This window comes from Kineosporia sp. NBRC 101731 (assembly GCF_030269305.1).
Classification (GTDB): domain Bacteria; phylum Actinomycetota; class Actinomycetes; order Actinomycetales; family Kineosporiaceae; genus Kineosporia.
Genome location: NZ_BSTC01000010.1, coordinates 161,372 through 182,567, shown reverse-complemented (window position 1 = coordinate 182,567; position 21,196 = coordinate 161,372). Strand labels below are relative to the sequence as shown.

At 70.6% G+C, this 21,196-nt stretch carries 17 protein-coding genes; 11 read left to right on the top strand and 6 right to left on the bottom strand.

Annotated elements, in window-relative coordinates:
• Positions 1–2 precede the first annotated feature (2 nt).
• Complete coding sequence (locus tag QSK05_RS25155; protein ID WP_285599787.1) at positions 3–1,214, top strand: amidohydrolase family protein; 1,212 nt, start codon at positions 3–5, stop codon at positions 1,212–1,214.
• Here QSK05_RS25155 and QSK05_RS25150 read toward each other — a convergent pair.
• From QSK05_RS25150 to QSK05_RS25140, 3 genes are all read right to left on the bottom strand, one after another.
• Positions 1,183–2,148 (bottom strand): nicotianamine synthase family protein, encoded by a 966-nt coding sequence (locus QSK05_RS25150; RefSeq protein WP_285599786.1) that lies wholly within the window; start codon positions 2,146–2,148, stop codon positions 1,183–1,185. The two genes, QSK05_RS25155 and QSK05_RS25150, sit on opposite strands and share 32 nt — an antisense overlap.
• The gene (locus QSK05_RS25145; RefSeq protein WP_285599785.1) at positions 2,148–2,735 is read right to left on the bottom strand and encodes a GNAT family N-acetyltransferase; all 588 of its coding nucleotides are present in this window, start codon (positions 2,733–2,735) and stop codon (positions 2,148–2,150) included. Before QSK05_RS25145 ends, QSK05_RS25150 begins: the two co-directional genes overlap by 1 nt.
• Before the next feature lie 117 nt (positions 2,736–2,852).
• Complete coding sequence (locus QSK05_RS25140; protein ID WP_285599784.1) at positions 2,853–3,779, bottom strand: LysR family transcriptional regulator; 927 nt, start codon at positions 3,777–3,779, stop codon at positions 2,853–2,855.
• Between the two features lie 72 nt (positions 3,780–3,851).
• Here QSK05_RS25140 and QSK05_RS25135 point away from each other — a divergent pair, with 72 nt between their 5' ends.
• From QSK05_RS25135 to QSK05_RS25125, 3 genes are all read left to right on the top strand, one after another.
• Entirely contained in the window at positions 3,852–4,790 is a 939-nt protein-coding gene (locus tag QSK05_RS25135) for an EamA family transporter (protein ID WP_285599783.1), read from the top strand.
• Positions 4,791–4,863: 73 nt separating this feature from the next.
• Positions 4,864–5,214, top strand: coding sequence for a hypothetical protein (locus tag QSK05_RS25130; protein ID WP_285599782.1), 351 nt, complete (start codon positions 4,864–4,866; stop codon positions 5,212–5,214).
• A gap of 69 nt (positions 5,215–5,283) precedes the next feature.
• Positions 5,284–5,736, top strand: a complete 453-nt coding sequence (locus QSK05_RS25125) for a GNAT family N-acetyltransferase (protein WP_285599781.1) — start codon at positions 5,284–5,286, stop codon at positions 5,734–5,736.
• A 142-nt stretch (positions 5,737–5,878) separates the two neighbouring features.
• Here the strand turns inward: QSK05_RS25125 and cydC are convergent, their stop codons facing one another.
• Genes cydC through QSK05_RS25110 form a run of 3 tightly spaced genes read right to left on the bottom strand, consistent with a single transcriptional unit; the run spans position 5,879 to position 12,157 of the window.
• Complete coding sequence (cydC, locus tag QSK05_RS25120; RefSeq protein WP_285599780.1) at positions 5,879–9,661, bottom strand: thiol reductant ABC exporter subunit CydC; 3,783 nt, start codon at positions 9,659–9,661, stop codon at positions 5,879–5,881.
• Complete coding sequence (gene cydB / locus QSK05_RS25115) at positions 9,658–10,656, bottom strand: cytochrome d ubiquinol oxidase subunit II (RefSeq protein ID WP_285599779.1); 999 nt, start codon at positions 10,654–10,656, stop codon at positions 9,658–9,660. The genes cydC and cydB overlap by 4 nt, the downstream gene beginning before the upstream one ends.
• Positions 10,657–10,684: 28 nt before the next feature.
• A complete protein-coding gene (locus tag QSK05_RS25110) occupies positions 10,685–12,157 on the bottom strand; it encodes a cytochrome ubiquinol oxidase subunit I (protein WP_285599778.1) in 1,473 nt (490 codons plus the stop codon).
• 169 nt (positions 12,158–12,326) lie between these two features.
• On the opposite strand from QSK05_RS25110, the gene QSK05_RS25105 reads away from it, so the two are divergent.
• From QSK05_RS25105 to QSK05_RS25075, 7 genes are all read left to right on the top strand, one after another.
• A complete protein-coding gene (locus QSK05_RS25105) occupies positions 12,327–12,710 on the top strand; it encodes a BlaI/MecI/CopY family transcriptional regulator (RefSeq protein ID WP_285599777.1) in 384 nt (127 codons plus the stop codon).
• Positions 12,707–13,726 (top strand): M56 family metallopeptidase, encoded by a 1,020-nt coding sequence (locus QSK05_RS25100; protein ID WP_285599776.1) that lies wholly within the window; start codon positions 12,707–12,709, stop codon positions 13,724–13,726. The genes QSK05_RS25105 and QSK05_RS25100 overlap by 4 nt, the downstream gene beginning before the upstream one ends.
• A 176-nt stretch (positions 13,727–13,902) precedes the next feature.
• A complete protein-coding gene (locus tag QSK05_RS25095; RefSeq protein WP_285599775.1) occupies positions 13,903–14,838 on the top strand; it encodes an ABC transporter ATP-binding protein in 936 nt (311 codons plus the stop codon).
• Positions 14,835–15,647 carry an ABC transporter permease gene (locus QSK05_RS25090; protein WP_285599774.1) on the top strand — a complete coding sequence of 271 codons (813 nt, stop codon included), beginning with the start codon at positions 14,835–14,837 and terminating at the stop codon, positions 15,645–15,647. The genes QSK05_RS25095 and QSK05_RS25090 overlap by 4 nt, the downstream gene beginning before the upstream one ends.
• Positions 15,648–15,678: 31 nt before the next feature.
• Positions 15,679–16,827 carry a sensor histidine kinase gene (locus tag QSK05_RS25085; protein ID WP_285599773.1) on the top strand — a complete coding sequence of 383 codons (1,149 nt, stop codon included), beginning with the start codon at positions 15,679–15,681 and terminating at the stop codon, positions 16,825–16,827.
• A gap of 25 nt (positions 16,828–16,852) precedes the next feature.
• Positions 16,853–17,533: a response regulator gene (locus tag QSK05_RS25080; RefSeq protein WP_285599772.1), complete on the top strand. Its 681-nt coding sequence runs from the start codon at positions 16,853–16,855 to the stop codon at positions 17,531–17,533.
• Between the two features lie 598 nt (positions 17,534–18,131).
• Positions 18,132–21,194 carry a sensor histidine kinase gene (locus tag QSK05_RS25075; RefSeq protein ID WP_285599771.1) on the top strand — a complete coding sequence of 1,021 codons (3,063 nt, stop codon included), beginning with the start codon at positions 18,132–18,134 and terminating at the stop codon, positions 21,192–21,194.
• The last annotated feature ends 2 nt before the right edge of the window (positions 21,195–21,196 follow it).

The window sequence follows — 21,196 nt, the reverse complement described above, 5'->3', positions numbered from 1 at the left end:
CCATGCCGAGTCCGGAGCGTGTCGCACACATCGCAGCACTGGCCTTCGACGGGGAACGGTTTCTGCCCGACGGCGCGACCGTCTTCACCGAGGGTTCGTCGATTATCGGCGTCAGCACTGGTCAGAGGCCTGTTCCCGAGGGTTTCGAGGTTCGGCGGCATGACGGTGGAACGTTGCTGCCGGGGCTCATCGACACCCATGTGCACCTGATCGCGGACGGGCGGGACGGGGCCCTGGGGCGGGACGTGCACCGCTCCGGTGACGAGCGGGAGCGGGTGGTACGGGAGTCGTTGCTCGCCCACGCCCGGGCCGGGGTGACCACCGTGCGGGACCTCGGCGACAACCGCTGGTCCGTGCTGGAACGGGTCTCGTCGCGCGGGGAACCGGCCGTGGTGGCGTCGGGGCCTCCGATCACGACACCGGGCGGGCACTGCGCGGCGATGGGCGGAGAGGCCGCGGGTGCTGCCGATCTGGTCGCCGCGGTGGATGAACGGGCCGAACGGGGTGCACCACTGGTGAAAATCGTCGTCAGTGGTGGCGCGATGACGCCGGGGTCGGATCTGCTGTCGTTGCAGTACTCCGCCGAGGACCTCGCTCTGGTAGTGGAACGCGCCGACCACCACGGCCTTCCGGTGGTCGCGCACGCGCACTCGCTGGATGCCGTGAATCTCTGCATCGACACCGGGGTGAAAGGCATCGAGCACTGCACCTGCCTGACGGCGAACGGCGTGCAGACACCGACAGATCTCGCGGACCGACTGCGGGATCGCGGGATTCATATCGGGCCGACGTTCGGGCGGATCCCCGGCAGCCGCCCCTCCGCGCAGGCGCAGGAGATCACGCAACGCACCGGACTGGTGCCCGCCCATCGTTTCGTTCAGGTCGAGAAACTGCACCGGCAGGGCGTTGCGGTGATCAGCGGCTCCGACGCGGGGATCCATGCCGCGAAACCGCACGGCATCGTGGCACACGCCGTGGCCGAACTGGTGGGGGCCGGGATCGCCACGGACGACGCGATCGCCACGGCCACCTCGGTATCGGCGCAGGCCTGCGGCCTGGAATTCACGAAGGGACGCCTGCGGCCGGGTATCGACGCCGACCTCCTGGTCGTCGACGGCGATCCCCGGGCCGACATCACCGCGCTGACCCGGGTACGCACCGTGGTCGTGCGCGGGACGACGATTACGGGTGACGCAGGACGATCACCGAATTGATGACGTCGTTGAGCGGGTGGAGCACCCCGAGCTGCTCCCATCCACTCAGGTCATGGGTGCCCACGGCCGGGTAGAGCAGCCGCCTCAGCCCGGCTGCGCTGCGCACCAGCAGCACCGCACCGGGACCGAGCCGCTGCCAGAGCGAGGCCAGGATGGCGTTCTTGGCCTCCTGGTCCAGCCCGGCCAGCGCCCCGAGCACCACCACGTCGGCGTCGGCCACCTGCTCGAACTCCGCCGCCTCGGCCCGGTGGAAACGTACGGCGCCCTGACCGATCAGTGCGTTCACGCAGGCGGACCCCAGGGCGACGGCCTCGGCCGACCGGTCCACGACGTCCACCGGCACCCCGAGTTCGTCGTACAGGCACAGCGCACTGAGAGGTAGCGGCCCCGCACCGAGGAAGCAGATGCGCCGGGCCTTGCCGGGTTCCACGCCGAAGCAGCGCAGCAGGTTGATCTCCAGCCGGGTCAGTTCACGGTAGTTGCCCAGGTACGGGAACTGCTCGAGCACCTCCAGCGGCCGGTCGGCAACGGCGATGCGGCGTGACCAATGGGTCTCCATCAGGTACTCACCCTCGGCACACAGCTCGTGCAGACCGGCCAGACGAGAGGTGATGCGTTCGTCGCCCAGCACCCGGGCCGCCCTCGGCGACAGGTCGCCGCCGTCGTCGCCGCACAGTTCGACGAGCTCGGTGAAGAGCCGATCGACCATGGTGGACGGGGCCAGCCCCGGTTGCCTCCGCAGACTTTCGTAGATGGTGGCCACGCGGCCCGCGAGTTGCTCGGCGTAGGCCTGGTCGACCGTACGGTCGTTCAGGAGGGCGAGATCACCGGCCTCCGCGACGATCCGGCTACCGAAAGTACTGGCCGTACTGACCGTACTGGCTGTACTGGCTGTACTGGCCGTGCCGGCCTCGGCCTGTCCTTCACGCCGCATCACCGGTGCTCTGCCTCCTTGCCCGGTCGTCCGAGGAACTTCGGCAGGTCGATCTCGAAATGCACCGTGTTGAACGGGTCGGGTCTGGCGTCGTACACCTCGACAGTCGGCATCGAGCGCCAGAACGCCTCCGCACCGGGCACTCCCGCATCCGTGTGGAGGTAGACCGTTTCGTACCCGGCCATCTCGGTGGCCCAGGCGGACGCCTCGGCCACCAGTCGCCGGGCCAGCCCTCGACGGCGGGCCGCCGAGCGCACCCAGACCCGCACGAGCTGGCAGGTCTCCGGGCCGTTGTAGCGGGCCGCGAGCCATTCCGGATTCGGCGGCGACACCAGATGGCAGGGACGCACAGCGGTCGTCGCGAGTACGCGCCCCTCATGCTCGCCGTTCTGCTCGCCGTCGCCGTACCCGACCGCGACGAACAGCGCGGCCCGGGGCGCCTCGAGATAGGCGGCCGCCAGGTTGTCGATGTCGCGGTGCCAGCGCTCCTGGTAGCCGCCCAGGTCGCGGTCGAGCACCTCACGCATGCACGCCGCCGCGCCTTCCAGGTCCGCGGGCCCGGCCGCCCGGATCTCCACCTCGCCCATGATCTTCGCATCCCCCGTCGAATGTCAGTGCCATCGGTCTCTTGTCATACGCCTGCCTGCCGAAAGACCATAGCGGATGATTTGATAATGACTCTCATTCACCCGCCGGTAACGGGCTCAGCGTGAGGGGTCGAAAACCTCGGCATGGTCGGCGAAGACGGAGACACACCGGTCGCGTACGTGCCGGACGGCCGGACTGGCGGACATCGAGTCCCGCCAGATCATCTCGATCACCCGGGTCGGGGCCGGACCCGAGACCGGCACCGCGATCACCCCGTCGGGCAGCGCCCCCCGGCCCAGGCGGGGGACCAGGGCCACCGCGACCCCTTCCTGCACCAGGCGCAACTGCGAGGCAAACTCGAACGACCAGAACCGGACCGACGGCGGACGGGCGAAACCGGTGAACATGTAGAGGAACCAGCCGTGACAGATCGTGCCGACCGGGGTGGAGGCCCAGGGTTCGTCGACCAGGTCGGCCGGTGTGACCACCTCCGCCCCGGCCAGCGGGTGGTCGCGATGCACCAGCAGATCGGCCGTGTCGAAGCCGATGAGCTGCGCGGCGACGTACTCAGGACGGTGCAGCGGCACCCCCACCCAGTGATGCACGAGCCCGATGTCGGCCTGCCCGGCGGCCACGGCGTCGAGTGCCTCGAAAGGGTCACGCTCGAACAGCTCCGGCACGAGCGCCGGACTGGTCCTGGCCAGGTCGGCCAGCAGCGGCGCCACCAGACCGCGCACGGCCGTGGAGAACGCGACGATCCGCAACGGCCCCGACGGTTCTCCCTGATCGGCGCTGAGGCCCGCAGTCGCGGCCTCGACCCGGCGCAGGATTCCCTGCCCGTGCTTGACCAGGGTGCGCCCCTGTTCGGTCAGCACGACGCCACGCCCGACGCGTTCCAGCAGGACCGCCCCGAGATCCTTCTCCAGCCGTTTGATCTGCTGCGACACCGCCGACGGCGTGTAACCACCGGAGCTCGCGGCCGCCGCGACCGTACCGTGGACGTCGACGGCGATCAGGGAGCGCAGCGCCACCAGATCCATCATGAAGCAATGCTACCGATTCCCCGGCAGCGATCGTCGATGGACGTTCATGGTTGACCAGGCCATCGTGAGTCCGTGACCACTCGCGACTCGTTCCTGGCTGTCTTGGTGACAGTGATCTGGGGCATGAACTTCGTCGTCATCGACGAAGGACTGGCCGGATTCCCGCCTCTGCTGTTCGTCGCCCTGCGGTTCGTCGTGGTGCTGCTCCCCGCGTTGTTCCTCCTGCCCCGGCCGGATGTTCCCTGGCACACCCTGCTGCTGGTCGGCACCTTTCTCAGCCTGGGCCAGTTCGCCTTCCTCTACCTGTCGCTGGACGCCGGCATGCCGGCCGGGCTCGCCAGCCTGGTGGTGCAGGCCCAGGTGGTCGGAACCGTGGTGATCGCGGCCGGGGTGCTGGGTGAACGACCTGGCCTCAAGGCCCTGATCGGAGTGGCCATGGGTGCGATCGGGCTCGTCGTCGTGGCGGTCGGCCGGTCCGCCGAGACACCTCTGCCCGGCCTGGCCCTGGCCGTCTGCGCGGCGCTGAGCTGGTCGTGCGGAAACGTGCTGAGCCGCCGGGCCGCGGTGAAGTCCGGGCTCGCGATGACGGTGTGGTCGGCGATCGTGGTGCCCGTTCCCCTCGTCCTTCTCTCCTTGCTGGTCGACGGGCTCGCCGAGGTGACCCACGCGCTCACCCACCTCACGCTCGGGAACGTGGCGTCGACGCTGTACACCGCTGTGCTCGCGTCGCTGGTCGGGTACGGCATCTGGAACACGCTGCTGGCCAAGTACACCGCCGCCCAGGTGGTGCCGTTCACCCTGCTGGTTCCGGTGGTCGGGCTGATCACGGCCTGGCTGGTGCAACACGAGGAGCCGGGACCGTTCGAACTGCTGGGCGGGCTGGTGCTGCTCCTGGGGGTTGCCGTGGTCGCCATCCGCCGACCGGGTGGCTCCCGGCCCGCGAGTATCCGCCCGGAGGATGACGCCGGTCCTCAGGTATCGCCGAATTCCGCCCACGGGGTGACGCTTTGATGGTCAGTGCCGACAGATGCCAGAACCCGGGCAACAGGACGGCGCGGCCGGCCGGCATCTGGAGGGAACTGTCATGTTCGTCGAATTCGTGGCCCTGGTTCCGATGGCCTGCGTGATGCTGGCCTGCGCCCTGGGCCGTGCACTGGCCGTACGGGGCCGGGCGGCCGGGCGGCAGGCCCTGACCGGGACCGCCGGCACGCTTCCGGAAGGGCCCCTCGACCGGCCCTCGATCACCTCCGTCAGCGCCGATCTCATCGCCGATCTGCCGCTCGTGGCCCCGGCCGGAGCGGGCTACGGCACGGCCGGCCGGTTTCTGGTCCTGGCGGCGACCGAACGACGTGGGCACACGACCGGAACGTCGTCAGGGCAGGTCCCGGGCCAGCGCCGGGGGCAGGAAACCTCGGAGCGGTCGCAGGCAGCCTGAACCGGATCCGCAGCCATCGGACCCGCCAGGTGTGGCGGTCAGCCGATCCACTTCTTATGATGCGGGACGATGACCGACCTTCAGTTCCGCCGCGCCGCCCTTCCCGACGTCCCCGCCATCGTGGGCCTGCTGGCCGACGACCGGCTCGGGGCACAACGCGAGAGCCCTGACGATCTTCCTCTGTACGAGAAGGCTTTCACCCGGGTGGAACAGGATGCCGGCCAGTTGCTCGTGGTCGGTGAGCGGGACGGCACGGTGCTGGCCACGGCCCAGCTCACGTTCATCCCGGGACTGTCCCGGCGCGGGGCGACGCGGGCCATCGTCGAGGCCGTGCGCGTGTCGAGTACCGAGCGCGGGTCCGGACTGGGCTCGGCCTTGATGCGGTGGATCATCGACGAATGCCGCTCGCGGGGTTGCCATCTGGTCCAGCTGACGTCCGACCTCACCCGCCCGGACGCTCATCGCTTCTACCGCCGGCTGGGTTTCGTCCAGTCGCACGCGGGTTTCAAGTACGAGCTGTAGGGGGCGGACCAACGGCCCGGCCACCGCATGCCCCCGGGGACGAAGGAACCGATCCTCTCCCCGACCGGGGTGAACCGCCCTTCTGATCCAGCAGATCCGGGATCCGGCGGGTGGCCGCACCGGTAACTCAAGGCGCTCGCCGTCAGCGCTTCGGGCCGCTCTCCCCCAGATTTCCGTTGACCAGATTTCCGTTGACCAGGCTTCCGTTCTCCAGGTGCAGCACGGCATCCATCGCATCGAGACCCTCGGCGCGATGTGTGACCAGCAGCACGGTTTTCCCCGAGGAGGCGTCAAGTATGTCGGCGAGTACAGCCTGCGCGGTCTCGGCGTCCAGGCTCTCGGCTGGTTCGTCGAGCACCAGCACCGGCCGGTCCGCCAGCAGAGCACGGGCCAGGGCCATCCGCCGACGTTCACCGGCAGACATCGTGGCACCCCGCTCCCCCAGCCAGGTGTCCAGTCCGTCGGGGGTGGCGTTGAACCAGTTCCCCAGCCGGGCCCGGGTCAGCACGACGCGCAGTTCACCGTCACTCGCATCGGGTTTCGCCAGTTTCAGGTTCTCCCGCACGGTGCTTGCGAAGACGTGGTCGTCGTCCGGCACCAACCCGATGCTCTCCCGCACCCGGTCGCCCGCCAGCGTCCCGTAGTCCCGGCCGGCGAGACTGAGCCGGCCTTCCCGGGGGTCGAGGAACTTCAACACCAGACCGGCCAGCGTCGACTTGCCGCTCCCGGACGGCCCCTGCACCGCGATCCGTCGCCCCGGGCCGAGATCCAGGTCGAGACCGGTCAGCACCGGAGCACCGGACCTGTCCCAGCCGGCCACGACAGCACTCAGTTCGACACCCGGACCAGCCGGGGCGATGCCAGAACCCGCCAGGGTGACGCCAGAACCAGCCGGAGCGACATCAAGCCCGACCGGGCCCAGCTCCCGAGCCGAAGCATCCACGACCGCATCGACACTGGCCGCCGGGGTCTGGAGCACCTGGGCCAGACGGCGGCGGGCGATGCGTCCTCGGGTACGGGCATTGACGGCGTCGGGCAGGGTCGCCGTGACGTCGGCGAGGGCCAGGGTGCCGAGCACGAGCACCCCCACCTGCTGGAGAGTGAGACCGGTGGATCCGGTGATGCCGGTGGTCACGAGCATGACCCCGGCCACGGCAAGACCCGCCCCGGCCGTCCGCAGAAACTCGGCCAGGGCGTTGCGACGCACCTGGACCCGGTCAGCCTCGGTGGCGTGACGACCAGCCGTGCGGACCGGTTCGACCCCGGTTGCCGTGGCGCCGAGCGCCTTCACGTCCTCGGCCCCGGCCAGCACCTCGACCACGGTCTGCGAGTAGCCCGCCTTCGCCTCGGCCGTGCGCTCGGCCCGCCGATCGGCTCCGGCACCCGCGACGACCGGGGCCACCACGCCGGCCAGCAGAAGGCCGGGCAGAGCCGCGAGCGCGGCGGTCCGGTCAATGATCGCGGCGACGAGCAGCGCAACGACCAGCGTGGCCGCGGCCACGGTGGCCGGACGTCGCCAGCGCAGCACGGTGTCGCCGACCGCGTCGACGTCGTCCACCAGACGGGTCAGCAGGTCTCCGCGCCGGGGCAGAGCCGGACCGGGCACCCGCGGAACGAGATCGGCGTAGACGCGGGCCCGCAACCGGCCGAGATCGGCCAGCGCCACGTCGTGGGCGACGAGCCGGTCCAGATAGCTGAGCAGAGGACGCGTGACGGCGAACAGCCGCACCCCCACCACCGCCACGGTGAGAGTCAGGATCGGTGGCTGCCCCGAGGCCTTCGTCAGGAGCCAGGCGGCGACCGCCGTGAGGGCCACACCGGACAGTGACGACAGCGTACCCAGCACCAGGGCCAGGTTCATCGAGGCCGTGCGCAGGCGGGCCGGGATCCAGCTGCGCGTGGGCCTGGCGTCGGCCCAGGCCCGGCCGAAACCCGGTAGCACGGCGTCGCCCTGAGGCTCCCGCGCCGGAGGGGAATCAGCGTGACTGGAGCGGCCTTCAAGATCTTCATCTTCCACCCGCGAAAGCCTGTTATCGCTCCCTCTCAAGAGCGATGGGCCAGACGGCGAGACCACCGCCGACGACCCCGCGCCAGGGCGGGGAGACGGAACCAGACCCGGCAGACTGCCCGCCCCGGCCCGGCCTCCACCGTGGACCACCGACGGCGCGATCTCCTCCACCTGCGACCAGACAACGGCCTGGTCGACAGAACTCACCGCCCTGGACGAGCCCGGATCACCGGGCAGAGACACCCGGGACGTGTTGCCCCACAGGTGCGTCACCTCGTCCGCTGCCGCGATGGCCGCCGGGCGGTGCGCAACCGTCACCACCGCGGTACCGCTGTCGGCGCGGCGGCGCAGACCGGCCAGCACCGCCTTCTCGGTGACGTCGTCGAGGTGGGCGGTCGGCTCGTCGAGCAGGAGGACGACGGGCCTCACCCGGGCCGCGTGCCCGGCCGCCTGCACGTAGGTCCGGGCCAGCGCCAGACGCTGACGCTGGCCGGCACTGAGGTCACGTCCGTCCTCGGCGAGAGCGGTGTCGAGCCCGGCGGGCAGGGCATTGATCCAGTCGAGGGCCGCCGCGTCCCGCAGGGCCTCGTCGATCACCTCGCGGGAGGCCTGCGGCCAGGCCGCCGTCACCGCCTCCCGCACCGTGCGGGCCAGGGGAAAGCTGGGCCGCTGCGGAAGGTAGACGGGGTCGGCTCCGTTCACGAAGCCCGATTCCGGGGTCAGCTGGCGGGCGAGAACCCGGATCAGCGTGGTCTTGCCGACCCCCGAGGGCCCGACGACCGCCATGATCGAACCGGCGAACACCCAGAGCCCGACACCCGACAGCACCGGCTCGGACCGCCCGGGCAACCGCACCGTGAGACGGTCGGCGACCAGCGCGACACCCGACGGGAGCGAAACGCCACCGGCCGTCGCGACGGGGGCGGGAACATCGTCCACCAGCACCGAAACCTCATCGAGAACAGCGGTGGCATCGGCACTCTCGTGGAACCGGGCCCCCAGCTCGCGGACGGGACGATACGCCTCGGGAGCGACGAGGATGGCGACGAGCGCGGTTCCCAGGCCCAGATCACCCGCGGCCACGCGCAACCCGGCCTCGACCGCGACCAGGCCGACGGACAGGGTTGCCACCAGGTCGAGCGCGGTGCCGGAGAGGAACGCGATCCGCAGCACCCGCACCGTGGCCGCCCGGTGCCGCTCCCCCACCGCGGTGAGTACCTCGACCTGCCGGTCGGCCCGCCGGTAGGCCCGCAGCGTCACCAGTCCCTGCACCACGTCGAGGAAATGGGAGGACAGCTTCGACATCAGCTGCCACTGCTGCGCCGAGCGCGACTCGGTCAACCGCCCCACGAGCACGGCGAACAACGGGATCAGGGGCAGGGTGACCACCACCACGACGGCCGAGCGCGGGTCCAGCAGCGCGAGGATCACGATCACCGCGGGCGGCAGCAGCACGGCGGGAACGACCGCGGGCAGGTAACGGGTGACGTACTTCTCCAGCGAGTCGACACCGTTCGTGGCGAGCGCCGAGATCCGGCCCGGCCCGGCTTCCGCCAGCCGGTCCGGCGACAGCCGCAGGGCCGAGCCCACGAGCGCGGTGCCGAGCGCGACCCGGGCCCGCCCGGCCGCCCGGGCGGTGAGCACCTGCTCGACGGACCGCAGCGCACTGCGCACGAGAGTGGCTGCCACGAAAGCAGTCAGCGGCGGCCAGGGCGACGTCCCGGTCTCGACCACGGTGACGGCCCAGGCCGCGGCGACGAGCTGGCCGAGCAGCGCCGCAGCCCCGAGCGCGGCGAGGGCACCGAGCCCGGCCGCGTCGCCGCGCAGGGTCGGGACGAGCCGGAAGACCCGGGTGTCCACCGGCCCACGGGGGCGCGGCACCGTCGGGGAGGAGGGACGGACGGGAGGGGTACTCATGCCGTGGTCACCCGGGCACTGCTGATGCGCTTGCGGAAGATCCAGTAGGAGAAGGCCTGGTAGATCACCACGGCGGGCATGATGAACAGGGCCGCCCAGCTGATCAGTTCGAGCGAGAAGTCCGAGGTGACGGCACTGTCCATGGTGATCGACCAGGTGGCGTCCAGCGTGCTGGGCACCAGGGTGGGCGCCTGCCAGGCCAGCCCGAGCACGGTGGCCAGCGCGATGGTGAGGGCCCCGGCGGTGAAGGCCAGTCCCTCGCGGCGCAGCTGGGCGCCGGCCGCGGCCCCGGCCGCCGGCACCACGAGCATCGCGACCACGAACTGACCGCTGAGGGCGGCCACGGCGAGAATTCCTACAGCGAGCACACTTCCGGCTTGTACGGCCAGCCCACGCGACCAGTCGCGCAGCGGGCCGGTGGTGCGCAGCGACAGGAACAGCGCCCCGACCAGCAGGGCCATCAGCACCGCGCCGAGGGCACCGGCTGCGGCTTCCCAGGTGAGGAGCGGGTCGATGCTGCGGTTCCAGCCACCGCCCATGACCTCACCCTGCCCGTCGATCGCCAGACCCCGGGCGAGCACTGCGACGACGGCACCCCAGAGCGCGACGACCAGCAGGGACGACCAGGCCATGATCGCGTCGCAGCGGTCCTTCCAGCGTTCCTCACCCTCGCCGTGGTACTTGCCGCGGAACTCCAGGGCCACGCCCCGGGCGGCGAGCGCCAGCAGGATCAGCACCATCGGCAGGTAGAGGCTGGAGAGCACGGACGCGTACCAGTCCGGGAAGATCGCGAACATCAGGCCGATCGCACCGACGAGCCACACCTCGTTGCCGTCCCAGGTCGGGGCGATGGTGCGGACGGCGGCGTCGCGTTCGTGCCGGGGGCGGCGGGCCAGGCCGGCGATCATGCCGACCCCGAAGTCGAAACCCTCGAGCACGAAGAAGAGCACCCAGGCGGCGATGATCACGCCGAACCAGATCACGGGTAGATCCATGAGAAGCCTTCTCCAGCAATCAGTCAGATCAGTAAGTGAGGACGAGGCGCGCGTCGTCGTGGTCGGTCGCGGTTTCGGTGTGGTCACCGTCGCCGTCGGAGGACACCGCCGGCGCGTGGTGCTCCGTCTCCCCCGATCCCGGCCCGGAACGCACCAGCCGGCACATCAGGCGCACCCAGACGACGGCGAGAATGCCGTAGACGATGGTGAATCCGACGATCGAGATGATCACCTCGGCCGCCGTGACGCCAGGACTGACGCCCTGCTCGGTGCGGAACAGGCCGAAGGCGAGCCAGGGCTGGCGGGCGGTCTCGGTGAAGATCCAGCCGATCGCATTGGCCGCCAGCGGCATCAGCCCGATGACGGCGGGGACGAGGACGACGACCGGGCGCAGTCGCGGGTTGCTCAGGAAGGCGGGCAGGTCGCGGTCCTGGCGGGTGACGAACAGGTACAGCGCCGCCAGCGCGGCGGCGGTCATACCGACGCCGATCATCAGCCGGAACGACCAGAACGCGACCGGCACCCAGGGCACGTAGTTGGCCTCGCCGAACTGCTGCGTGTACTGCGCCTGCAGGTCGTTGATGCCCTGGACGGTGCCGTGGAAGTCGTGGGTGACGAGGAAGGACAGCAGGCCGGGAATGTCGATCTTGACGGACGGTTCGGTCTCGCCCGGCCCGGCGTAGGAGAAGAGGGAGAAGGGGGCGCCGGTCGTGGTCGTGTAGAGGGCCTCGGCGGCCGCCATCTTCATCGGCTGCACCTCGGAGATGACCACGCCGAGCCGGTCGCCGCTGATCGAGACGAGCGCCCCGCCGACGACGACCACCCAGGCCCCGACCCGGCCGAGCACGCGCACGGCGGCGCGGTCGACACCGGGACGGCGCAACTGGTTCCACAGCGAGATGGCCAGCAGCAGGGCGCCACCGGTCATCAGGGCACCGGACGCGGCGTGCGGGTAGGCGGCCAGGTTGAGTTTGTTGAAGAGCAGGCTGGAGAAGTCGTTCAGCTCGGCGCGACCGGTCTGCTCATTGATGGAGTAGCCGATCGGGTTCTGCATGAACGAGTTGGCCGAGAGGATGATGAACGCCGACAGCTGGGTGCCGATGGCGACGACCCAGATGGTGGCCAGGTGAAGACCTTTCGGGAGGCGGTCCCAGCCGAAGAACCACAGGCCGAGGAAGGTCGCCTCCAGGAAGAAGGCCAGCATGCCCTCGATCGCCAGGGTCGGGCCGAACACGTCGCCGTAGAAGCGGGCGAAGCTGCTCCAGGCCAGACCGAACTGGAACTCCTGCACCAGGCCGGTGACCACTCCGACGGCGAACGTGATGAGCAGCAACTGACCGCAGAGCACCGTGACCCGCTTCAGATCGTCGCGGCGGGTGCGCAGCCAGGCGGTGTGGAATCCCGCGGTGAGCAGCGAGAGACTCATCGACAGGGGCACGAACAGGTAGTGGTAGACGGTCGTCACCGCGAACTGGAGCCGGGCGAGGTCTGTGACGTCCACTGGGCTGACCCTTCTGACTTCCACCCGCCGGCACGCACCTGCGCTGGGACCTGTGGCGATGTGGTTCGGGACGATGAACCCTACGGCCCATCTACGACAGAGTGTAGTACGACCCATTGTCGTACTACGACCCCTCGTACCGGAGGCCGAGCGAAGGTAGGATGACTGAGTGAGCCTGGGTCATCTCGAACGCGACGTCATGGACCGCCTGTGGGCGTCCCCGGCCCCGGTGACGGTGCGCGACGTGCACGCCGCCCTCGGCGAGCAGCGCGACGTGGCCTACACCACGGTGATGACCGTGCTCCAGCGACTGGCCAAGAAGGGCCTCGCGAGCCAGACCCGGGACGGCAAGGCCCACCTGTACTCCGCCTCCGAGTCCCGGGAGCAGATGGCGGCCGAACTGATGATGGACGCGCTGGGCGACGTCGGTGGCGCACAGGCGCGACAGGCGGCGCTGCTGCACTTCGTCGGGCGGATGTCCGCCCACGAGACCGAACTCCTCAAGGCCGCGCTGAGCGGAACGGCGCAGAGCACGCCGGAACGCGCTCCGTGACCACCGCGGCCTGGCTCTGGCTGCTTGCGATCACGCTGATCTGGCCGGTGCCGGCCGTTCTCGCCCGGGCCCGGTGGCTGCTGACCGTGCCCCGGCCCGCGGTGGTGCTGTGGCAGGCCGTCGCCGTGTCCGCCCTGCTGGCCGTGTTCGGGGCCTCGCTCGCCACCATCCAGGCCCTGGTGTTCAACCTCCTGCTGCCCGACGCCGCCGTGCGCGCGGGTGAACGCCCGGCGTCCCTGTCCGAGATCGACGCCACCGGGGCACTACACCTCACGATCGCCACCGGCCTGCTCGTCCTCACCGTGGTCGCCCTGGTGAAGCTCAACTACGTGGGCATCCAGGTGGCCCGTCGCCTGCGTCGTCACCGCAGTCGTCACCGCGATCTGGTCGATCTGCTGGCCGGCACCGGGATGCCCGACGCCCAGGACATCCGGGTGCTCAGCAGCGGCGAGACCGCCTACGCCTACTGCCTTCCGGGCCGCGACTCCCGGGTCGTCATCAGCGACGCCGCCCTGCGCGACCTCACCCCCGAACAGGTTGCCGCCGTCATCGAGCACGAGCGGGCCCACCTGCGGGCCCGGCACGACCTGCTGCTGGAGTTCTTCACCGTGCTCTACGAGGCGGCCGGCCGCCGGGCCGGCACCCAGGCCGCACTGGAGCAGTCGGCCGTGCTGGTGGAACTGCTCGCCGACGACGCCGCCCGCCGCCTGCACGGACCCCAGCCCCTGATCGCCGCCCTGGCCACCCTGGGCAGCAGCACCGCCCTGGAGAGCCCCGCCTCCCCCACCTCCCCCACCTCTCTGACCGGGCAGAAGACTGCGGACAGCGGCGAACAGACCGAGGTGACCGGTCTGGGAGTACTCCCCCGCCTGCGCCGCCTCGTCGACGCCCCCGTCTCCGTCGCCCCGCCAGGCCTGGCCGCGGCCGTCTACGCCGGCGCCCTCGCCCTGATCGCCGTCCCCACCGGCGCCCTGGCCCTGCCCTGGCTCCTGAGCACCTGGCACGCCGTCCGCTGACGCCCGGCCGACCCCAGGGCCGGTGACGCCGGCACCCCGTACTCCCAGGCCCCGTACCACCCAGCCCCGTACGACCAGAGACATACCCGCGTCGTCCGCCGGCTCTACCCGGACACCCGAAAGGCGTGCCGACCGGCAGACGCGCACCGACGTCCCCCCTTCCTAGGCTCGTAGCCATGATCGAAGTGGAGAACCTGCGCAAGGAGTACGGCGACAAGGTCGCCGTCGACGACCTCACCTTCACCGTGCAACCCGGAACCGTCACCGGGTTCCTGGGGCCGAACGGGGCCGGGAAGTCGACCACGATGCGGATGATCGCCGGCCTCGACGAGCCCACCCGTGGACGCGTACGCGTCAACGGCGCCGACTACCGACGGTCGGCCGCCCCGATGGCCGAGCTCGGCATCCTGCTGGAGGCCAAGGCCGTGCACACCGGCCGCTCCGCCCGCAACCACCTGCTCGCGCTCGCCGCCACGAACGGCGTGCCGGCCCGGCGGGTGGACGAGGTGATCGAGATGGTCGGGCTGGCCGAGGTGGCGAAGAAGCGCGTCGGCGGGTTCTCCCTCGGCATGGGCCAGCGCCTCGGCGTGGCCGGCGCACTGCTCGGCGATCCGCGCGTGGTGATCCTGGACGAGCCGGTCAACGGTCTGGACCCGGAGGGCGTGCTGTGGATCCGGAACCTGCTCAAGGCCCTGGCCTCACAAGGGCGCACGGTGTTCGTGTCCTCGCACCTGATGAGCGAGATGGCCCAGACCGCGACCCGTCTGGTGGTGGTCGGCCGGGGGAAGCTGGTGGCGGACACCACGGTCGACGAGTTCGTCTCCCGCGCCACCGGCAACGGCGTGCTCGTGCGCACCCCCGAGGCCCCCCGACTGCGGCAGGCCCTGCTGCGCCCGGGCATCACCGTGACCAGCGAGGCGGAGGGCGTGCTGGAGGTCTTCGGTCTCACCGCACCGGAGATCGGCATCGTGGCCTGGCGGGAGCGCCTGCCGCTGTACGAGCTGACCAGTCGCAGCGCCTCGCTGGAAGAGGCATTCATGCAGCTCACCCACGACGCCGTGGAGTACCGGAACCAGCCCGTCGACCAGATGAAGCAGGAGGTGGCGGTATGAGCACCGCGACGCCCGAGCGCACCGCGAACCCGGTGCGGGTCACCCAGAGCCGCGTCATTGCCTCGGAGTGGATCAAGTTCCGCTCGCTGCGCTCCACCGTCTGGACCCTGGTGGCGGCCGTCGGTCTGCTGGTCGGCATCGCCGCACTCTTCAGTGCCGTGATGGTCAGCCAGTGGGACACGATGGACGCGGGCCAGCGGGCCCTCTTCGACCCGGTCACCGCGAGCGCCCAGGGCAGCACGTTCGCCCAGCTCGCCACCGGGGTGCTGGGTGTGCTGCTGATCAGCGGCGAGTACTCGACGGGGATGATCCGGGCGAGCCTGACGGTCGTGCCCCGGCGCCTGCCCGTGCTGTGGGGCAAGATCGCGGTGTTCGCGGCCGTGACGTTCGCCGTGATGCTGGTGGCGTCGTTCGGGGCGTTCCTCGTGACCCAGGCCGTGCTGGCGGGCCAGGACCTCGACGTGGCGCTGGGCCACGACGGGGTGCTGCGCACGATCGTGGGCGTGCCCCTGTACGTGACGGTGGCCGGGATCTTCGCGATGGCGCTGGGCACCCTGCTGCGCAACACCGCCGCCGGTATCTCCGCCCTGGTCGCCGTGTTCTTCGTGGTGCCTCCCCTGTTCAGCCTGCTGCCCTCGAGCCTGGGCGACGCGGTCGTGAAGTACCTGCCGAACACCGCGGGGCAGGCCGTCTTCGGTAACGGTGGTGACGGTTCCCTGGCCCCGTGGACCGGTTTCGGGGTGTTCTGCGTCTACACGGTCGTGCTGGTCGGGATCGCCGCGTGGCGCCTGCGCCGGGTCGACGTGTAGAAGCGGCGGACAAGCGTCGAGGATGAGCATCATGAGCAGGCGTTCCTGGGCGTTCGACGTGGTGGTGACGCTGCTGGTGATGTCCACGTTCGTGCTCCGGTCCGACGTGCGGGGGGTGAGCGGCACCTCCGCCGTGATCCAGATGCTGTGCTGCCTGCCCCTGGTGGTGCGCCGGGTCCACCCGGCACCGGTGTTCTGGACGCTGGCCGCCCTGTTCGCCACCGTGCCGCTCTGGAGCGAGATCACCGGCCCGAACCTGGCGCTGCTGGTCGCGCTCTACACGGTCGCGGCCTACCAGTCGCGGCTGCGGGCCGCGGTCGCCGCCGTCGGACTGGACATCGTGTTCATCACCACGCTGAACACGTCGCCCCAGGTCACGCTGACCGACTCGGTGATCTTCACGTTGGCGGCCACGGCCGCGGCGATCGGCCTGGGCCTGTGGACCGCCACCCGCCGCACCTACCTGGCCGAACTGAAAGACCGGGCCGAGCGCCTGGAACGCGAGCGCGACCAGCAGCACGAGCTGGCCGTTCAGACCGAGCGGGCCCGGATGACGCGGGAGATGCACGACATCGTGGCGCATCACCTCACCGTCGTGGTGGCCCTCAGCGACGCGGCGGCCCGCACGGCGGTGAAGTCGCCGGAACGGGCGGCCGAGGTGATGCGGCAGGTATCCGCGACGGGACGGCAGGCGCTGGCGGAGACCCGGCGGGTGCTCGACGGCAACTCCTCGGCCCAGAACGGTTCCGGCGCCGATCCGCACGACCGCGACCCGGTGCCCGACCTGGGCGGCCTCGACGCCCTGCTGGAGAACGTGCGGGCGGCCGGGTTACCGGTGGCGTACGAGGTCACCGGCAGGATGGAGGACGTGGTGGTGGGCCCGGGAGTTCAGCTCACCCTCTACCGTCTGGTTCAAGAGTCGCTCACCAACACCATGAAGCATGCCGGGGCCGGGGCGAGCGCCCGGGTCGGGCTGTCGTTCGGGAAGGACGAGGTGCTGGTCACGATCGAGGACGACGGCGGCGGCCTGCGCGCGGCGCCGGCCCCCGAACGTGGGGGCGGACGCGGCCTGACCGGCATGCGCGAGCGGGTGCACGCCTATGGTGGTGAGGTCGGGTCGGGGCCGATGTCCCCGGCCGGCTGGCAGGTCCACGCCCGCATCGGGGTCCGGCCGGAGTGAGCGGAGCGAGCGAACAGGTGGCGTCGTGATCAGTGTTCTCCTCGTCGACGACCAGCAGCTGCTGCGCATGGGGTTCCGGATGATCCTCGACGCCGAGGACGACATGACCGTGGTCGGTGAGGCCGGCGACGGCCGGTCCGGTGTCGGCATGGCGTCGGCACTGAAGCCCGACATCGTGCTCATGGATGTGAGAATGCCGGGGATGGATGGCATCTCGGCGACCGAGGCGATCCTGAAGGCCGACCCCTCCGCCCGCGTGCTGATCCTGACCACCTTCGACGTGGATGAGTACGTGTACGCCGGGCTGCGGGCCGGGGCCAGCGGCTTCCTGCTGAAAGACGCCCCGACCGACGAGCTGATCGGTGCCATCCGCACGGTGGCCGGGGGCGAATCGGTACTCGCGCCGACCACCACGACCCGGCTGATCAGCCGCCTGGTCACCTTGCTGCCCCCGGACCGGCACGACGCCGGCGAGGGCCGGCCCAGCCGTGACGCCGTTGCCGGGCTGACCGATCGCGAGCGCGAGGTCTTCCTGCTCGTGGCCGCCGCCCGGTCGAACCGGGAGATCGCGCAGGAGCTGCACCTGTCCGAGGGCACGGTGAAGATCCATGTGGGCCGCATCCTGTCCAAGCTGGATCTGCGGGACCGGGTGCAGGCCGTGGTGCTGGCCTACGAGTCCGGTCTGGTCGTGCCCGGCCGGACGTGAGCTCGACCCGATCCGCACCCGATCCGCACCCGATCCACACCTGATCCACAGCTGATCCATTCATGATCCGGACCTGGCCAGGCATCACTACTCCGGGTAGTCCCGGGATAGGGCGCGCGACGTGCTCAAACTCTCAGCCTTGCGCATTCGGGGAATTCCGAAATAAGCACGCCTCGCCTTTGACCAAGGGTTAACAAGAAGCATTACCAGAGACATCATCTGTAACACGGGTCTCAGATGTCGCACTGCCATGACAGCGCGGATTCCTCGCAATTTTCAAATCGCTGAAATTGGCCCTGGATAAAACCGCAATTGGCCGCCTCGTCGTCAATCCGATTGAACCCGGATCTCGTTCGAAACATCAGGTTATCCGAGGCGACATCATTCACTCCCGCCACCCCTGACGACCCGAGGCGCATCCAGAATCGCGTTCTGTCAACGAATTCCGTCATTTGGCTGTTCAAGAGGCGCGAAGGACTGGTTAAGTACATCCAGCCGCGACTACTCCTTTACACACAGCTACGAACCATTCGTACGGGTCGGGCCGCCGGGCAAGTGCTTTTGCCGGGCGGGCCAAACAGCAGCCACGGAGGAACCGTTGACAGCGGTCCAGCACGAGCCGGCGCAACTCGGCTCCGGTCGGCCGGGACCGTCCCCGGATCCGGCGAACCCAGCCGGCTCCTCGGCCGGTACCGCCTTTCCCGAGCCGCGTCATCGCACGCCACCGGGACGGCGCGGAGGGAACCGAGCCGGTGGCCCGGGCGGGGGTGGCAGCACCATCGGCCGCCGCGTCGCGCGCATCCTGGCACTGCCCGCCGCCGTGATCCTGCTCCTGCTGGGCATCCTGTCCGCCCAGCAGATCGGCAGCTACCGCGACGCCGCCGCCACCGCCGACGCGGTCACCCTGTCGCTGGAGGTGCAGAAGCTGGTCACTGCCCTGCAGACCGAGCGTGGTGTCACCGCCGCGGTGCAGGGCGGCAACAGCAGCTTCACCCCCGAGCTCGCGCCAGCCCGCAGTCAGGTCGACGGCCAGCGCCGGGTGGTGCAAGGGCTCGTCGGCAACAGCGACGGCGACGGGGCCCGGGTCGATTCCGCCCTCAGCCAGCTCGACGGGCTGACCGCGATCCGGGCCTCCACCGACGCCGGCAAGGACATCGACAGCGCCGGGCGCACGGCCACTTTCGAGTACTACACCGAGCGCATCGCGGGTCTGGCCGACGTCGACCTGGGCCTCGGTAACAGCGGCGACACCCAGCTGCGCCGCGGTCTGACGGCCTTCCGCTCGCTGCAGCACGGCATCGAGGGCCTGTCCCAGGAACGTGCCTTCCTCAACGGCGTCTACTCGGCCGGCGGCTTCAGCGGCGACGAGTTCATGCGCCTGTCCGAGATGCGCGCCGAGTACCAGTACTCGCTCGACCAGTTCGGCGAGTACGCGACCACCGGGCAGAAGCAGTCGCTGAGCTTCATCTTCTCCACCGGTGCGGCACAGGTGGTGCAGTCGTTCGAGCAGACCGCGCTGGAGGCCGGCGACGGCCGGCACCTGAACGTCAACCCGCAGTCGTGGTGGTCGGGCATGGGCACCCTGCTCGCTGACGCCGACCAGCTGGAACAGCACGTCGGCTCGCAGATCCAGGAGCGCGCCCACGACCTGCAGCAGGCGGCCGCCGGCCGCATCGGGCTGCTGCTGGTCGCCGTGCTGGTCTGCTTCGCCGGGTCGATCTACCTGTCCACCCTGGCCGCGCTGTCGATCTCCCGACCGCTGGCCTCGCTCGCCGCCGAGGCCGACGACCTGGCCGTCAACCGGTTGCCCGAGGCCGTGCGCCGCGCGCAGAACGCCGATCCGGACTCCCCGCCGCAGCCGCCCGGGACCGTCCGCGTCCCGGCCCGCGCCACCGACGAGATTCGTTCCGTGGCAACTGCTCTGGACCACCTTCAGGCGGCCGCCTACGAACTGGCCACCGAGCAGGCCCTGCAGCGGCGCGACACCATCCAGTCGCTGGCCAACCTGGGCCGCCGCAACCAGAACCTGATCCGCCGCCAGCTCGGGTTCATCACCTCGCTGGAGCGCGAGGAGGTCGACCCGAACGCCCTGGCCAACCTGTTCGAGCTCGACCACCTCGCCACCCGCATGCGGCGCAACGCCTCCAGCCTGCTGGTGCTGGTCGACGCGTCCAGTCCACGCACCTGGTCCCAGGCCGTCCCGGTGGCCGACGTGATCCGTGCCGCCGTCTCCGAGGTCGAGGAGTACCGCCGGGTCGCACTGCGGCGGGTGGACGAGGCCAACGTGCTGGGCAGCGCGATCGGCTCGATCGCGCACCTGCTCTCGGAGCTGATCGAGAACGGCCTCACCTTCTCCCCGCCCGACAGCGAGGTCGAGGTGCAGGGCCGCCGGATCGCCGACGGCTACCTCATCGCCGTCACCGACCAGGGCGTCGGCATGACTCCCGAGGAACTCCGTCTGGCCAACAGCCGACTGCGCGGCGAGGGCGACTTCATCGCCGCCCCGACCCGCTTCCTCGGGCACTTCGTGGTCGGTAAACTGGCCCGTGACACCGGTGTTCAGGTCGAACTGCTGCCTTCCCCGGTCACCGGGGTCACCGCCCGGGTGATCCTGCCGGCCTCGCTGCTGGCGGCGTCGCTGTCGGTCGAGGTGCGCTCGCTGCAGGAGGCGCCGGTCGTCCAGCACTACGACCAGCCCGCCCCGCTGCTGGCCCTGCCGCGGCTCGACGCACTGGACGACCCGCTGCACGACCAGCTGCGCGACATCCCCCGGGTGCCGGACGACCCGGGCGAGCTCGTCGACGACGCCCAGATCAGCGAGATCGGTGGGGTTCCCGGTCCCCGGGTCCAGGACCTGCCGGTGATCGAGCCGGCCGTCGACCGGTTCGACGAGCGCGGGTTCGCCCCCGAGATCGGCCGGGCCCCGGCCCACCGGGGTGACGATCAGGGTCCCGGTGAGCAGAACTTCGCCGGCCCGGGTTTCGACGACCAGCTTCTCGGCGGTCAGGGCCTGACCGCCGACCTTCCGGCGCCCGGCCATGTCGCGGGCACCCCCCGGTGGGCGAAGCCGGGTGATCTGGTGGCCCACCAGTTCGAGCAGAGGACGCACGAGGGCACCGGCGCCGACGACGAGGACCGTGGGGGGCCGGGTTCCCAGCCCCACAACGGCAGCTTCATCGATCTTCGCACCCCGGCCGCCGGTCTGGGGCTGCCCGCGGCCAAGCCGGCTCCCGGCACCCCACCCTCGGGTACTCGCCCGACCGGATCGCTGCGGCCGGCGCAGGCGCGCACCCCGGGTACGCCCCGCCGGGTGTCGCCCTCCGGGTCCCCCCAGACGGCGGGCATCCCGCTCGCCGGGGGCCCCGTCGATCACACCCAGAACGGCCTGCGCAAGCGGGTTCCCCGCAGCCAGCGGCAGGATGGCGGCGGTCCGGCCCGCTCTCCGCGCCGGGTCATCGACCTGGACGCGGCGGCCGAACGCTCCCAGCGGGGCCGGCCGGGTATGGCCGACTCACCTGCCGACGTCAGCGCCCGTCTGACCGCTCTGCGCGCAGGGATGCGCCGTGGGCAGGGCGGTCAGGGTGACCAGCCCGGTACCAGATCCGGTACCACCGGGACGGTCACGAACACCTCCAGCCGCCCGACGTCAGAGGAGTCCTAGAG